Source organism: Promicromonospora alba (genome assembly GCF_042654905.1).
Classification (GTDB): Bacteria; Actinomycetota; Actinomycetes; order Actinomycetales; family Cellulomonadaceae; genus Promicromonospora; species Promicromonospora alba.
On the sequence record NZ_JBHSFI010000008.1, the window covers coordinates 111,557 to 126,567 of the forward strand.

Genomic DNA, 15,011 nt, shown 5'->3' on the forward strand with positions numbered 1-15,011 from the left:
GTGGTGTAGAAGTGCACCCATGACGGATCAGCAGCCAGGCCCTTACACACCACCGCAGACGCGCGAGATCAGCGTCACCTACCGGCGATGGGCCAACATCCTGGTCTGGGCCGCGGCAGTCATCGCGGTGTTCGTGGTGGCCGCGTCCGTGACGAGCGTCGTGTTTCTTGTCCAGGCGGACGCCGACTCGTCCAACTCGGCTCTCGGCTACCTCGCCATCGTCCTCTGGGTCGGGATCTTCGCGGCCATCCCGGTCCTGCTGGGAGTGGGCATCCCCGGGCTGGTCATGAAGCTGCGCGTACGGCAGCAGGACCGGGCGTCAGCCGGCCGGTGACGGCCCCTGATCGAACCTGTGGAGGGCTGTCCTCCACGTGTCAGTGAGGCCGTCTATCGTTGCGGGGGTGAGCACCGCCCTATACCGCCGCTACAGGCCCGAGACGTTCGCCGAGGTGATCGGCCAGGACCACGTCACGGGCCCCCTCATGCAGGCCCTGCGCAGCGGGCGGGTGAATCACGCCTACCTCTTCAGCGGTCCACGAGGCTGTGGAAAGACGACGTCGGCACGCATCCTCGCGCGGACGCTGAACTGCGCGAAGAACACGCCCGAGTCGCCGATCGACACCCCGTGCGGCGAGTGCCCCTCGTGCGTCGAGCTGGCGCGCGGAGGCTCCGGCTCGCTCGACGTCGTGGAGATCGACGCCGCGTCGCACAACGGTGTGGACGACGCGCGCGACCTGCGCGAACGTGCCACGTTCGCGCCGGCTCGCGACCGGTACAAGATCTTCATCCTCGACGAGGCGCACATGGTGACGCCGCAGGGCTTCAACGCGCTGCTGAAGATCGTCGAGGAGCCGCCGCCGCACATCAAGTTCATCTTCGCGACCACGGAGCCGGACAAGGTGATCGGCACCATCCGGTCGCGGACGCACCACTACCCGTTCCGGCTCGTGCCGCCGGACGTGCTGTCCCCGTACCTCGAGCAGCTCTGCGCGGCCGAAAAGGTCGAGGTCACCAGCGGAGTGCTCCCGCTGGTCACGCGCGCCGGCGGCGGTTCGGTACGCGACTCGCTGTCCGTGATGGACCAGCTCATCGCCGGCGCACCGGACGCAGTCGTCGACTACGACCTCGCGGTCGGCCTGCTCGGCTTCACGCACGCGACCCTGCTGGACGACGTGGTCGACGCACTCGCGGCGCGCGACGGCGGTTCGATCTTCCGGGTGGTCGACCAGGTCATCGTGACGGGGCACGAACCGCGACGGTTCGTCGAGGACGTGCTGGAGCGGCTGCGCGACCTCATCGTCATCGGTGTCTCGGGTGACGCTGCCAGTGCCGTCCTGCGCGGTATCCCGACCGACCAGCTCGACCGCATGCGAACCCAGGCGGGACGCCTCGGGGTCGCCGAGCTCTCCCGGGCCGCCGACCTCGTGAACGCGGCCCTTACCGAGATGACGGGCGCTACGTCACCACGCCTGCACCTGGAGCTGCTGTGCGCTCGTCTGCTCCTGCCCGGAGCCGACGACGGTGCCGCTGGCTTCGCGGCGCGTATCGACCGGCTCGAGCGCGGCGGGATCGTCGCCTCCGGAGCCCCGGCCGCACCCGGACCGGGCCACGGCACGGCACCCGGCGGAGCGGCACCTGTCGGATCGCCGCCGCAGGAGCCGACGGCGGGCGGGCTCGCCGGGGCGGCTGCGGCGCGTGCGGTGCTCGACGCGCGCAAGAAGCGGGGTGAACCGGGCCAGTCCGCTACGACACAGCCTGCCCGTCCCGCGCCCGAGGCTGCGCCGGCTGCTGCTGCCGCACCCGAGCCCGAGCCGACGACCGAGGCCACGCCCGCGCCGGCGGCGCCCGCAGAACCCGAGCCGGTGGTCGCGGCGGCACCTGTTCAGGAGGCGCCGGCCCAGCCTGCCCCGGAGCGTTCCACGCCGGAGCCTGCCCCGGCGCCGGCCGCCACATCCCAGGCGGAGTCGGCTGTCACGACGGAGACGGTCCGACGGCGCTGGCCAGAGGTGCTCGGCTCGCTCGCCGCTGCGCGCGTGACGTGGTCGCTCGTCGGCCCCAACGCGCAGGTCGCCTCGCTGGAGGGCAACACGCTGAAGCTCGGCTTCGCGGCCCCCGGCCTGGCCCGCACGTTCTCGAACGCACGGCACACCAGCGCGGTGGAAGAGGCGGTCTACCAGACGCTCGGCATCCGGGTCCGGGTCGAGGCGACTCTCGACGAGGGGCCGTCCGGCGGAGGTGCGGCGTCCGGCGGCGGGACCTCCGGCGGAGGCCCCGCGGCCGGAGCGTCGTCGGGCGGCGGTCCGGCGGAGGGCGGCGTCGGTCCTGTGTCGGACGAGCCCCGCGGCGAGGCGCCGGCGCCCGATACCGCTCCGGCGCCCGACTGGCCCGACGTGCCGCCGCCCGGCGGGGCCTCGGCCACGGTGTCCGCGCCGCCGGCCTCGGCCGATGCGGTAGCCGTCGTCGGTGTTGCCACGATGAGTGCGGTGGGCGGCAGCTCCTCGGGCGGGTCGGTGGCGGTGGCTCCGGCGTCGGCCCAGGGGAGCGTCGCGGTTGCCGAGCGTCCCGAGCCTTCTCGGGACCAGCCGACCGGTCCTGAGCCCGGTCGTCCGGAGCCTTCCAGGCCTGCCGGCCGCCCGCCGGCGGCGGCGAGCGCGGCCGACCAGGCCTGGCTCTCGGGGGCCAGCGCGACCGAACCTCCCGCGGACTACGACATGCCGGAGCCCGAGCCGGTCTACGAGGACCGGGCCCCAGCGCCGGCTTCAGCACCAGCGCCCGCCCCCATGTCGGGGGCGGGCAGTGCGCGCGAGGCCCTGCGACAGGCGAACGAGCGCCGGGCGCGAGCGGCGAGCGGTGCCGCCCCCGAGCCCCGTCGCGGGACCACCGCGGACGCAGGTACGAGCGCGCCCCGAGCGGCGGTTGCCCCGGCCGGCGAACCCGACTTCTACGACGAGCCGTCCGAGGACGACCCCGACATCACGTCGGCCGGCATGGTCGGCGTACCGCTCGTCGTGCAGGTGCTGGGCGGAACGGTGATCGAAGAGATCCTGGAGCAGTCATGAGCGGGGACGGCGCCGTCGGTCCGATCACGACGCTGCGCATCGTCGCGGTCGTCGTCGAGCGGTCCGACGGGCGGCACCTGCTCGTCCGCAAGCGAGGCACACAGACGTTCATGCAGGTGGGCGGGAAGATCGAGCCGGGTGAAGAGCCCCTGGCCGCGCTCGTCCGGGAGGTCGAGGAAGAGGTAGGCCTGCGGCTCGAGCCGGCGGACATCGAGAGCCTCGGCAGGTTCGGGGCGCCGGCCGCGAACGAGCCCGACCACGTCGTCGACGCGCACGTCTACCAGGTCCGTCTGCGACCGGGTACCGAGGTCGCCGTCCGGGCAGAGATCGAGGAGCTGGTGTGGATCGATCCTGCCGACCCGGTCGCGAGCTACCCCCTTGCGCCGCTCACTCGGGACCTGCTGATCGCCGCAGGGCACTGAGCTCAGCCCTGGGCCCGCTCGGCCCGGAGCTGCGCCACCAGCGCAGCGCGTTCACGCTCCATGCGGCGACGGGGGTCGGTGTCGTCCGACTGCTGCGCGGGTCCGGCCACGGTCAGGAGCAGCCAGTTGAGCCGCCACTTGAAGCGGTATCCGAGAGTCAGGCCGTCGCGGTTGCGCATCCGTTCCTCCATTTGCTTGGTGTACCAATAGTTTGCACACAAACTGTTAGTCTGGTCAATATCCAAGGGAGATCCGAGAGGAGTGAAATGACCGCCACATCACAGCCCGACGCCACAGCTGCCGACGACCTCCTGGCTCTCGACCGCCAGGTCTGTTTCGCGCTCGCCGTCGCCTCACGCAGCGTCATCGCGCTGTACCGGCCGCTGCTCGAACCGATGGGCATCACGCACCCGCAGTACCTGGTCATGCTCGCCCTGTGGGAGCGGTCGCCGTTGTCCGTCAAGCAGCTCAGCGGGCTGCTCCAGCTCGACCCCGGCACCCTGTCGCCCCTGCTCAAGCGGCTCGAGGCGATCGGCTACGTGACACGCCGCCGCGATCCCCGTGACGAGCGGGCGCTCGCCGTCGAGCTCACGGAGGAGGGCCGCGCGCTGCGCGAGCAGGCGCTGCTCGTGCCGCCGGCGATCATGGCGCGGCTGGGCATGTCCGCCGAGGAGCTCCAGGCGCTGCACCGCAGCCTCACGCGGGTCATCGCGGCGGCTGCCCCGTGAGTCGTGGCCGCCTGCACCACGTCGAGCTGTGGGTCCCGTCCCTCGGTCGCGCGGAGCGGTCTTGGGGCTGGCTCCTCACGACGCTCGGCTACGCGGAGCACCAGCGGTGGGACGCCGGCCTGAGCTGGATCCTCGACGGCACCTACGTCGTCGTCGAGCAGAGCCCTGCCCTCGCTGCCGACACCCACGATCGGCTCGCTCCAGGCCTCAACCACCTCGCGTTCCACGGCGGTACGCGCGACGAGGTGGACCGGCTGGTCGAGGCGGCGCCGGAACACGGCTGGGCGCTCCTGTTCCCCGACCGGCATCCGCATGCCGGCGGACCGGACCACTACGCGGCCTACCTGGAGAACGGCGACGGCTACGAGGTCGAGGTCGTCGCGGACTGACCGGCCATCGGACGGATCGAAAAGACCGCGACTCCGTAGCCGCCCGCCGCTACGTTCCGTGCATGCGCAACATCCCTGCCTCGATGGATCCGGACGTCGTTCGTGCCATCGACGCGCGTCTGGACCGCGTCGAGGAAGAGCACGGCATCAGAGTGCTGTGGGCGATCGAGAGCGGTAGCCGCGCCTGGGGGTTTCCGTCGCCGGACTCGGACTACGACTGCCGCTTTCTCTACGTGCGCCGCGCCGGCGACTACCTGAGCCTGCGCGCGCGGCGTGACGTGGTCGAGACGCCCCTCGACAAGGTCTTCGACGTCAACGGCTGGGACGTCCGCAAGGCCCTGGGACTGATGGTCAAGGGAAACGCGACGGTGGGGGAGTGGCTGCGCTCGCCGATCGTCTATCGCGGTGACGTGGCTTTTCGCGACGACCTGCTGGCTCTGGCCGAAGACGTCGTGGACCAGGACGCACTGCGGAAGCACTACGTGCACGTGGCCCGGAACAACCTGGCTCTGCTGGCCTCCAGCGGTGTGACAAAGAAGTTCTTCTACGCGTTGCGTCCGGCCGTCACGCTGCGCTGGATGCGGTTGCGGGAGACCACGGCACCGCCCCCGATGGATCTGCCGACGCTCGCGGCGGGATCCGCGCTTCCTGAGGGCCTCGGGGCGCTTGTCGACGAGCTGATCGGCCGTAAGTCGCGCATCCGGGAGATGGGCTCGATCGTGGTGCAGGACGCCCTCCTGGACTTCGTCGAGACGGAGCTGCGGACGGCGGAGGCGATGCTGCCGGACTCGAGGTCACCAGGTACGGGCGAGGCCCGGGAACGCGCGTGGACCCTTGCGGAAGCGGCCTTTCGACGGCTGATCGGTGACCCGTCGGGCGCGGTCACGGCGGGCTAGTCCGCCGCGATCGCTCTCACGTCGAGAGTGTCGGTGGCCCGTGGCACAGTCAGTCCATGGCCAACCTCCAGATCGCCGAGCTCACGACGGACAATCTCTTCGCGGCCATCCAGCTGCCACCTCAACCACCTGACAAGGAGCCGGTGGCACCGGTCGCCTGGTCGGTCGCCGAGGCGTACGTCAATCCCACCGCATGGCCAAGGGTGGTGCTCGACGGCGACGACGTGGTCGGCTTCGTGATGGCGAACTGGAACCCGGACGAGGAGATCCCGGAGTTCCGGGCCGGGATCTGGCGACTCAACGTGGCACGCGAGGCGCGTAAGCGCGGGGTGGGCCGGTTCGCGGTGGAGCAGGTTGCTGAGGAGGCACGGCGTCGCGGGCTCGACCGCATCACCGTCCTGTGGGTCCCGGGCGCGGACGGGCCCGAGGAGTTCTACCTGCGCTGCGGCTTCCGCAAGACGGGGAACCTCCTGTTCGACGAGGTGGTGGGAGAGCTGCTGCTCTGAGACGGCTAGCTTTTCCGCCAGTCCTGGACTCCGTCGAGCAGCTGCCGCCGCAGGCCGGCCGGCGCGTGCGAGGCCCGGATCGAGGCGGCAGCGATCGTCGCCAGCTCTGAGTCGGAGCAGACCTGCCGCACGATCTCGTACTGGCCCCGCACCCCGACCCCGAACAGCAGCGGGTCGTCGCTCGCGAGGGCGACGGGGACGCCGCCGGCCAGCAGCGCCGGCACCGCGGCCAGGGCGGGTGTGACGCCGAACGGCGGATACGACGTCGGGCAGACCTCGAGCGTCACCTGGCGCTCCGCCAGGAGCGCGACCACCGACGGGTCCTGGAGTGCCGTCAGCCCGTGCCCGATCCGGGTGGCGCCCAGCAGGTCGACGCAGTCGCGCACGTGCCACGCGCCCTCATAGAACCCGGCGTGCGGTACGCGAGCCAGCCCGGCCTCGGCCGCCGTCCGGTACGCCGGGACGAAGTCGCTGACACGTCCGCGCCGCTCGTCGTTCGAGAGGCCGAAGCCCAGCACGCCGTCGGGCGCGTACCTCACCGCGAGATCGGCGATCCGCTCCGCGTGCGCGGGGTCGGCGCCCCAGCTCGCCGCGAGGATCACGCCGACGGGCAGTCCGCGGGCGGCGTCGAGCAGGGCCTCGACCACCGCCTCCAGCGATCCGAGCCATCCCGCGTACGACGTCGGGTCGACCTGCAGCTCGGTCCAGCCGACGCCGTCGGCGGCATCCTGTTCCGCGGCCTCACGGACCACGCGCGCGATGACCTCGGCCGAGCGGACCGCCGCGCGGGCGGTGTCGTACCGCGCCTGGAACGCGTCCCAGCCGTGCACCATGCCGGGTTCGATCGCCACGGCGGGGAGCGCCGGGAGGCCGTAGCCGGCGGCCAGGTCGGCGGCGGTCGACGGCCGCATCGACCCCGTCAGGTGCAGGTGCAGGTTCGCCTTGGGCAGCGCGCGCAGGTCGCGGGGCATGCCAGGGAGTCTGGCACGGGGTGACCATGCACCTGCTGCCAGGACGGTGCTGATCCTGGCAGCAGATGCATGGTCATCTCATGCGCTGACGTCGGCTGCTGCGGCCTTTGGCTCGGTGGCGCCATCGGCGTCCCCACTGCTCGTCCCGGAGACGCCGTCGGCCGCCGAGAGCCCGCCCGACATCGCGTACTCCTCCTCGGGCGACAGCACCAGCCGCTTGCGCCCCACCAGCGCGAACACGACGAGCCCCACCACGAAGACGACCAGGAACGTCACCACCGCCACCTGGAACGCGCTGTTCAGCACGATGCCGAGGAACGCCGCCACGGAGATCACGCCGGCCACCACGGCACCCCAGATGCCGGTCGGGCTCCGGTAGGGCCGTACGGCGTCGGGGAACTTTCGGCGCAGCAGCACGAACGACACCATCTGCATGACGTACGAGATCACCGCGCCGAACACCGCGATGAACAGGATCACGCCCGACGCCGCCCCCGCGGCGTCCGGGCTGATCGCCGGGACCACCATGAGCACAAGGGCGAGGATCACGAGGCCGAGCACCGCCGTCGCGACCAGCGCCACCCACGGCGTCTTGTGCTTGGCGCCGGTGAGCGAGAGGAACGTCGGGTAGTAGCCCGCCCGCGAGAGCGAGTACATGTTGCGCCCGGCGGCGTACAGGATGCCCTGGAGCGACGCGAGCAGCGCCACGAGCGCGAGCAGCGCCAGCACGCCGGCCGCCTCTTCCGGGAGGAACGCGCGGAACCCGGCCAGCAGCGGCTCGTCGCCGTCGCCGGGCGACACGGTGATGGCGGCGGAACCCGTCACCGCGGGGTTGAGGAACAGCACCATCAGGCCGAAGACCGCGAGCGTGACGACGCCCCATACCGAGGCCTTGGGGATGTCGCGGGCCGGGTCGTGCGCCTCCTCGGCGGCGAGCGGCAGCTCCTCGATCCCGAGAAAGAACCAGATGGCGAACGGCAGCGCGTAGAGGATCCCGATGGTGCCGAACGGCAGCAGCTCGGTACCGCCGTCGGCGGGCACTATGTCGTTCAGGCGCGAGAAGTCGACCGCCCCGGACACCACGGTCGCCACGGCGAAGAACGCCAGCACGACCAGCGCGATCACGGCGACCACCACGGCCAGCCGGAAGCCCACGTGCGCCCCGAGCGTGTTAATCGCCACGAAGGCCACGTACAGCACGATCCACCACACCCACTGCGGCAGCAGCGAATACCCCATGAAGGCGCTCAGCGCGGCGTCCGCGTAGACGCCGGAGAACCAGACGATGACGGCGGTGGTCACGACGTACTCGATGGTCTCGGCGAGCCCGGTGACGAATCCGCCCCACGGCCCCATCGCGGCGCGCGCGAACGAGTACGCGCCGCCGGTGTGCGGCATGGCCGCGGACATCTCGCCGATCGAGAAGATCATCGTGAAGTACATGACGGTCACGAGGACCATGGCGACGAGCATGGGGACCCAGCCCGTGGTGCCGAGGCCCACGTTCCAGCCGGAGAACTGGCCGGAGATCACCGCGGCGATCCCGATGCCCCACAGACCCCAGAACCCGGCGCTGCGCCGCAGCTGCCGCTTCTCGAAGTACTGGCCGTCGGCCTGCGTGTAGGTGACGCCCGCGGTTCCGGGCGTCGTTCCGGTTGTTGCCATGCGGTCCTCCAGTGAGTTCAGTGGCCGAGCGCCGTGAGCGCTTCGGAGAAGCCGTCGATCAGGCGGTCGAGGTCCTGGTCGTCGAACACGAGGGGCGGGCGCAGCTTGAGCACGTTGCCCGGCCCGCAGACGGAGGTGAGGATCCGGCGCTCGCGCAGCGCCTCGACGACGTCGAGGGCCGCGGCGACGTCGGGCGTCTTGGTCTCGGGGTCGGCGACCATGTCGACGCCGACGTAGAGGCCCGCGCCGCGCACGTCGCCCACACGTGGATGGTCGGCGGCCGCCTCGCGGAGGGCGGCGAGCATCCGTGCGCCGACGCGGGCGGCGTGCTCCTGGAGCTTGTCCTCCTGGAGGATGTCGAGCACGGCCTGCGCGGCAGCCATCGACACGGGGTTGCCGCCGAAGGTGTTGAAGTACGGGATGTTGTCGCCGAACGAGGCCAGCACGTCGGCCTGCGCGACGACCGCGCTGACCGGGATGCCCGCGGCCATCGGCTTGCCGAGGGTCACGATCTCGGGCACGACGTCGTGGCGGGCGAAGCCCCACATCGCGCCGCCCGTGCGGCCGAAGCCAGGCTGCACCTCGTCGGCGATGAACACACCGCCGGCGCGCCGCACCACCTCGATCGCGGGCGCCAGGAAGCCGGCGTCGCCCGCAGGGTCGGGAAAGACGCCGTCGGACGAGAAGATCGAGTCGGCCAGGAAAGCGGCCAGCCGTACGCCACGCCGTTCCAGGTCGGCCACCTGCCGGGCCACCTGGTCGGCGAACCACCGGCCCAGGTCCTCGGCGGCGACGGGCGCCCGGTACGGGTCGGGGGCCGGGACGGTCCGCACGTCGAGCGCCAGGTCCTGCCCGGAGCCCAGGGCGGGCGACAGCGACGACGTCAGCTCGGTGTTGCCGTGATAGGCCTCGGCGCTGACGATGACGCCGGTGCCGCCGGTGTGCGCGCGAGCCACGCGGACGGCCAGGTCGTTGGCCTCCGAACCCGTGCACAGGTACATGACCCGGTAGTCCTCGGCCGGCATCGTGGCCAGCAGCGCCTCGGAGTAGTCGACGATCCGCTCGTGCACGTACCGCGTGTGCGTGTTCAGCGCCGCGGCCTGCTTCGCGATCGCGTCCACGACCCGGGGGTGACCGTGTCCCACCGAGGCCACGTTGTTGTACACGTCGAGGTAGTCGTTGCCGTCGGTGTCGAAGACGTGGGCGCCGCTGCCCCGCACCAGGTGCACGGGCTCGCGGTAGAAGAGCCGGTACGCGGAGCCCAGGACGCCCGACCGCCGGTCCACCAGCTCAGCGGTCCGTGGCGGCAGGCCACCGGTGGAGTCACCGGGCCGGAAGGCGTTGGTATCCATGATCGTCGACCGAGTAGCCACGGCAGTGCTCCTCACGCTCGCGTCCCACCTCGCGTCCCAGGAGGGGTTTACGGCCGCCCGGCCGTCCGCAGGACGGTCCCCATCGTGGCGGCAGCGTGTGCCCCGGGCGCAGCCTCGCGATGACGGTCGGGTAACCGTTCGGCGCAATACCCGCCCGGCTTGTTTCGTGCTGGTGACTTGCGTGAATTTCCCGTTGCGTCCCTTGTGCGGCTTCAGCTGGCGGCGCACCATGGCAGCGGCCGCCCGCCTCCGCTCCCAGCCTGAGGAGCAACTACATGCCCGCCACCGCCGCAGCGCAGTCCGCATCAGGTCCGCAGCCACCCACCCCGCCTGCGGCGCTCGCCGCGTTCGACGCGCTGGTCCCCGGGGACCTGGCGCCCGGCTGGCTCCGCGACGGCGTGACCGAGTCCTGGCAGTTCGGGCAGGCCCCCGGCGGCGAGGTCGCCATGCGCCTCATCACCGTCTCCGAGAACGCGACGTTCCTCGTGACCGCCGACGGCGAGCCGGCCGCCGTCGTGCGGGTCGCCCGCCCCGGCTACCTGGCCGGGGCCGACGCATTCGAGTCCGAGGTCGCCTGGGTCGCGGCGCTCGCCGCCGACGGCGTCTGCCAGGTGCCCGCCGCGCTGCGCACCCGGTCCGGCACGTTCTGCGCGGCCCTGGCCTCCGACGACGGCGCCGACTGGTGGTGCGTCGCGTACGGCTACGTCTCAGGGCGCATCCTGGAGGACCTGTTCAGCGACGCAGGTTCGGATGCAGGCGGCGCAGCCGCCGACCCGACGTCGTACTACCGCGAGATCGGCGCCATCAACGCCCGGTTGCACGAGCACGCGCTCACCTGGGCCCCGCCCGCGGACTTCGCCCGCCACTCGTGGGACGTCCCGGACATGCTCGGGCCGACGGCGCGCTGGGGACGCTGGGAGGACGCCGTCGACGACGCCACGGAGCGCACCCTCCTGGAGGAGGCCCAGGCGGCGGCGCTCGAGGTCGTCGCCCGGGCCCCGCGGGACACCGCCGCCTGGGGGCTGGTGCACGCGGACCTGCGGCCGTCGAACATCATGATCCAGGGGGAGTCGCTGACCGTCATCGACTTCGACGACTGCGGCCACACCTGGTTCCAGTACGACTTCGCGGCCGCGCTGAGCTTCCTGGAGCACACGCCGGAGGCGCCGACCATGGCCGTGGAGTGGCTCGCCGGGTACACGTCCGTGCGGCCGCTGACGCGGGACGCCGTCGAGCTCGGGTGTGCGCTGTCCATGGTGCGCCGCCTGCAGATGCTGGGCTGGACCACCACCCACCGCGCCGATGCCCTGCCGCCGGACCTCTGGTCCGCGCAGGTACCCGGCACGCTCGAGGTGGCCGAGTCCTACCTCCGCAACCCGACCTGGCTGCTGGCATGAGGTCTGGCCAGGTATCGTGCCCGCATGTCTCGGATCCTGCCCCGGTCCACCCCGCTGGCCGAGGGTGTCGAGCCCGCAGCGGTGCGGCGCCTGATCGACAGCCTCGATCGCATCGAGGACGTGCACGGCGTGCTGGTGCTGCGGCACGGCCGCGTCATCGCGGAGGCCGGGTGGCATCCCCACACCGCCGACCGGCCGCACACGATGTTCTCGGTGAGCAAGAGTTTCACGTCGACCGCGGTCGGGATCGCGGTCCACGAGGGGCTCCTGACGCTGGACGACCATGTGCTCGACCTCCTGCCGGACGACGCTCCCGCTGACCCGGGCGAGCACCTCCGCGCCATGCGCGTACGCGACCTGCTGACCATGACGACGGGCCACAGCGCCTCGACCATGGAGGGCATCAACCGCACGATCTCGCTGCCCGGCGCCGGCTGGGCCCGCGCGATCCTGGCGCAGCCGGTGGAGCACGAGCCGGGCACGCGCTTCGTCTACAACACCGGGGCGACCTACCTGCTCTCGGCGATCCTGCACCGGCTCACGGGCGAGCGCCTGCTCGACTACCTGGCGCCGCGCCTGCTGGCGCCGCTGGGCATCACGCACGCCGAGTGGGAGCAGGACCCGGACGGCATCGACACGGGCGGGTTCGGCCTCTCGATCACCATCGAGGAGATGGCCGCGTTCGGCCAGCTCTACCTGCAGGGCGGCGTCTGGGAGGGAAAGCAGCTCGTCCCGGCCGAGTGGGTGGCGGCGGCGACGGTGAAGCAGGTCGAGAACGGCCCGAGCGACTCGCCCGACTGGGACCAGGGCTACGGCTACCAGTTCTGGCAGTGCCAGCACGGCGCGTACCGGGCCGACGGCGCCTTCGGTCAGTACATCCTGGTCTGGCCGGAGAAGGACATGGTGATCACCACGACCTCGGGCCTGTCGGACCTGCCGGCGGTACCGGAGGCGGTGTGGGACGCGTTCCTGAGCGACGACGCCTGGGTCACGCCGGCGGGCGCCGAGGCCCCGACGCCGGAGGGGGTGGCCCCGCTGGAGCTCGCGCTGCACACGCCTGCCGGAGCGGAGTCGACCCCGGTCGAGGACTCGCTCCTGGGCGTGACCTACGACCTCGAGCCGAACCCGCGAGGTTTCAGCGCTCTCACTCTCGGTCGCGGCGCGGACGGGCGGACCGAGGTGGCCTTCACCGTCGACGGCGTGGACCTCGTGGTGCCGTTCGGCTACGAGGAGTGGAGCCCGGGAACCTCCTCGTTCCTGGGCGCACCGGCCGACGTGGCCACCGCGGCGGCCTGGACCGACGAGCTGACGCTGCGCGGCCGCATGATCTTCCTCGGTACACCGTTCGAGCTGCGCCTGGAGCTGCGGTTCTCCGGCGAGGACGTGGCTGTGCTGGTCGACCAGAACGTCGCCTTCGGTGACCGAGGTGTGCTGGACGTGTCCGGCAAGGCGCGCCGGACCTGACACCGGAGTCATCCCCGGGGCTGACGGCCGTGGGACCTCGGCCGCGCTAGTGTCCCGTCATGACACCAGACGGTGGTATCCGCGCGCACGGCGTGCGGCGTTCGTTCGGTCCGGTGCACGCGGTGGCCGACGTCGACCTGGTCGCCGCACCGGGTCGGGTCACCGCGCTCATCGGACCCAACGGGTCGGGCAAGACGACCCTTCTGCTCATGCTCGCCGGTCTGCTGGCGCCCGATGCGGGGAGCATCCGCATCGCCGGTGCGGACCCGGTCGCCGAGAACTACGCGGCGCGCTCGCGGACCGGCTGGATGCCCGACGTGTTCGGCACCTGGGACTCCCTCACGGCGCGTGAGGTGCTGACGACCGTCGCGGCGGCGTACCGGCTCGACGCCGCCGCCGGCCGGGACCGCGCGAGCGAGCTGCTCGCGCTGGTGCACCTCTCCGAGCTGGCCGACCAGCCCGCGCACGTCCTGTCCCGCGGTCAGAAGCAGCGGCTCGGCCTGGCCCGCGCGCTCGTGCACGACCCGGACGTCCTGCTCCTCGACGAGCCCGCCTCGGGCCTGGACCCGCGCTCCCGGGTGGACCTGCGCGTGCTGCTCCGGCAGCTCGCCGCCGAGGGCAAGACGATCCTGGTCTCCTCGCACGTGCTCACCGAGCTCGACGAGATGGCCGACGACGCGGTGTTCATCTCGCGGGGCCGCACCGTCGACACCCGGTCCGTCGCCGACGGCGACCGGCCGCGGGCGTGGCGCCTGACCGGCCTGGACCCCGAAGCGCTCACGGCCTGGCTGGACGAGAACGGTCCCGCCTATCGCAAGGAGGCCGACGGGCCCGGCGTCCTCGTCGACCTCGCCGGCGACGCGGCAGCCGCGGCGCTGCTGCGTTCCGCGGTCGAGGGCGGCGTCGCGGTGTCGAGCCTCGCCCCGGCCGGCGGCGTGCTGGAACAGGCCTACCTGGCCCTCGAGGAGGAGCGACGATGAGCGTTGACGTAGAGGTCGTCGGATCCGCGCCGGCCGCCGGCGGAGCACCCCGCGGACGCGGTACCTGGTCCCTGTCCTGGCACGGCCTGCGGACCGTGACGGTGCTGGAGCTGCGGCAGCGCGTGCGCTCGACACGGTGGAAGACCGCGCTGATCGTCTGGTTCGTGGTGGTCGGCCTGATCACGCTCCTGACCACCGGCGCGTTCCAGATGCTCTCGGGCGACGCGGCCATGTCCGGAGGCGTCTCGTACGGCGGGACGGTCTACAGCATCGTCGTCGGGTTCGTGCTGTTCCTGGGTCTGCTGGTGGCGCCGACCCTGTCGTCGGGTGCGATCAACGGCGACCGGAACGCGGGAACCCTCGCGACGCTGCAGGTCACCTTGCTGTCACCCGCCGAGATAGTGCTCGGCAAGCTCGCGGCCGCCTGGATCGCGGCGCTCGCCTTCCTCGTCGCGAGCATCCCGTTCCTCGTCTGGGCGCTGCTCGGGGGCGGCGTGCACTGGTTCGCGCTGCTGACCACGGTGCTCATGCTGGCACTGGTGCTGGGCGTCGTCTGCGCCATCGGGCTGGGCTTCTCGGCCCTGGTCGGCAAGACGTCGGGGTCGGCAGTGCTGACGTACCTGACCATCGGCGCGATCACCGTGGCGCTGCCGATCACGTTCGGTCTGCTGGTACCCGCCACCAGCACCACCGAGGAGGTCAGGGTCTGGGGTGTCGAGGCCGGCTACGACTGGGAAGAGACCACCGCACCCGAGTGCGAGTGGCAGACGCAGGAGATGTCCGTGTGGCACAGCGAGCGCACGTGGTGGCTGCTGGCCCCGAACCCGTTCGTCGTGGTCGCCGACGCACAGCCCCTCCAGGGCGACGTCGAGTCGCTGGCGAACGAGGGGAACATGCTCGCGACGCTCCAGTACGGCGTCCGGTACGCGCGGACCGGCAACACGGGTCCGCAGGACTGGTGCACCGACGCCGTGTACTACGAGGGCGACCAGGGAGCCCGGCCGGAGTCCCCGGTGGAGCCGGTCCAGGTCACCGACCAGCTCGTGTGGCCGTGGGGCCTCGGGTTCGACCTGCTGCTCGGCGCGGCGGGCGTCCTCGTGGCGGTCAACCGCCTGCGGATCCCGACGGCCGAGCTGCCGCAGGGCACCCGGGTCGCCTGAC

At 72.0% G+C, this 15,011-nt stretch carries 15 protein-coding genes; 11 read left to right on the forward strand and 4 right to left on the reverse strand.

What is annotated here, in order from left to right:
- The first annotated feature begins 19 nt into the window (after nt 1-19).
- The 3 genes from ACFO6V_RS23070 to ACFO6V_RS23080 all read left to right on the forward strand — a co-directional run bounded on the left by ACFO6V_RS23070 (nt 20) and on the right by ACFO6V_RS23080 (nt 3,481).
- Nucleotides 20-334, forward strand: a complete 315-nt coding sequence (locus ACFO6V_RS23070) for a hypothetical protein (protein WP_377139981.1) — start codon at nt 20-22, stop codon at nt 332-334.
- A gap of 67 nt (nt 335-401) precedes the next feature.
- Nucleotides 402-3,059: a DNA polymerase III subunit gamma and tau gene (locus ACFO6V_RS23075; RefSeq protein WP_377139984.1), complete on the forward strand. Its 2,658-nt coding sequence runs from the start codon at nt 402-404 to the stop codon at nt 3,057-3,059.
- Complete coding sequence (locus ACFO6V_RS23080; RefSeq protein ID WP_377139987.1) at nt 3,056-3,481, forward strand: NUDIX hydrolase; 426 nt, start codon at nt 3,056-3,058, stop codon at nt 3,479-3,481. Before ACFO6V_RS23075 ends, ACFO6V_RS23080 begins: the two co-directional genes overlap by 4 nt.
- A 2-nt stretch (nt 3,482-3,483) precedes the next feature.
- On the opposite strand, the gene ACFO6V_RS23085 is transcribed toward ACFO6V_RS23080, so the two are convergent.
- The gene (locus ACFO6V_RS23085) at nt 3,484-3,660 is read right to left on the reverse strand and encodes a hypothetical protein (RefSeq protein WP_377139990.1); all 177 of its coding nucleotides are present in this window, start codon (nt 3,658-3,660) and stop codon (nt 3,484-3,486) included.
- An 87-nt stretch (nt 3,661-3,747) separates the two neighbouring features.
- Here ACFO6V_RS23085 and ACFO6V_RS23090 point away from each other — a divergent pair, with 87 nt between their 5' ends.
- From ACFO6V_RS23090 to ACFO6V_RS23105, 4 genes are all read left to right on the forward strand, one after another.
- The gene (locus tag ACFO6V_RS23090; protein WP_377139993.1) at nt 3,748-4,209 is read left to right on the forward strand and encodes a MarR family winged helix-turn-helix transcriptional regulator; all 462 of its coding nucleotides are present in this window, start codon (nt 3,748-3,750) and stop codon (nt 4,207-4,209) included.
- Complete coding sequence (locus tag ACFO6V_RS23095; protein ID WP_377139996.1) at nt 4,206-4,598, forward strand: VOC family protein; 393 nt, start codon at nt 4,206-4,208, stop codon at nt 4,596-4,598. The genes ACFO6V_RS23090 and ACFO6V_RS23095 overlap by 4 nt, the downstream gene beginning before the upstream one ends.
- A 62-nt stretch (nt 4,599-4,660) precedes the next feature.
- Complete coding sequence (locus ACFO6V_RS23100; RefSeq protein ID WP_377139999.1) at nt 4,661-5,494, forward strand: nucleotidyltransferase domain-containing protein; 834 nt, start codon at nt 4,661-4,663, stop codon at nt 5,492-5,494.
- Nucleotides 5,495-5,550: 56 nt separating this feature from the next.
- Entirely contained in the window at nt 5,551-6,000 is a 450-nt protein-coding gene (locus tag ACFO6V_RS23105; RefSeq protein ID WP_377140002.1) for a GNAT family N-acetyltransferase, read from the forward strand.
- A gap of 5 nt (nt 6,001-6,005) precedes the next feature.
- On the opposite strand, the gene add is transcribed toward ACFO6V_RS23105, so the two are convergent.
- From add to ACFO6V_RS23120, 3 genes are all read right to left on the reverse strand, one after another.
- Nucleotides 6,006-6,971, reverse strand: coding sequence for an adenosine deaminase (gene add, locus ACFO6V_RS23110; RefSeq protein WP_377140005.1), 966 nt, complete (start codon nt 6,969-6,971; stop codon nt 6,006-6,008).
- A gap of 78 nt (nt 6,972-7,049) precedes the next feature.
- Complete coding sequence (locus ACFO6V_RS23115; protein WP_377140008.1) at nt 7,050-8,636, reverse strand: amino acid permease; 1,587 nt, start codon at nt 8,634-8,636, stop codon at nt 7,050-7,052.
- Between the two features lie 17 nt (nt 8,637-8,653).
- Nucleotides 8,654-10,009 (reverse strand): aspartate aminotransferase family protein, encoded by a 1,356-nt coding sequence (locus ACFO6V_RS23120; protein ID WP_377140011.1) that lies wholly within the window; start codon nt 10,007-10,009, stop codon nt 8,654-8,656.
- Nucleotides 10,010-10,284: 275 nt separating this feature from the next.
- On the opposite strand from ACFO6V_RS23120, the gene ACFO6V_RS23125 reads away from it, so the two are divergent.
- From ACFO6V_RS23125 to ACFO6V_RS23140, 4 genes are read left to right on the forward strand one after another with little or no spacing between them, the layout of a single operon-like run.
- Entirely contained in the window at nt 10,285-11,406 is a 1,122-nt protein-coding gene (locus ACFO6V_RS23125) for a phosphotransferase enzyme family protein (RefSeq protein WP_377140014.1), read from the forward strand.
- 24 nt (nt 11,407-11,430) lie between these two features.
- Nucleotides 11,431-12,870, forward strand: a complete 1,440-nt coding sequence (locus tag ACFO6V_RS23130) for a serine hydrolase domain-containing protein (protein ID WP_377140017.1) — start codon at nt 11,431-11,433, stop codon at nt 12,868-12,870.
- A gap of 59 nt (nt 12,871-12,929) precedes the next feature.
- The gene (locus tag ACFO6V_RS23135; protein WP_377140020.1) at nt 12,930-13,850 is read left to right on the forward strand and encodes an ABC transporter ATP-binding protein; all 921 of its coding nucleotides are present in this window, start codon (nt 12,930-12,932) and stop codon (nt 13,848-13,850) included.
- Entirely contained in the window at nt 13,847-15,010 is a 1,164-nt protein-coding gene (locus ACFO6V_RS23140) for an ABC transporter permease (protein WP_377140023.1), read from the forward strand. The genes ACFO6V_RS23135 and ACFO6V_RS23140 overlap by 4 nt, the downstream gene beginning before the upstream one ends.
- Nucleotide 15,011: the final 1 nt, after the last annotated feature.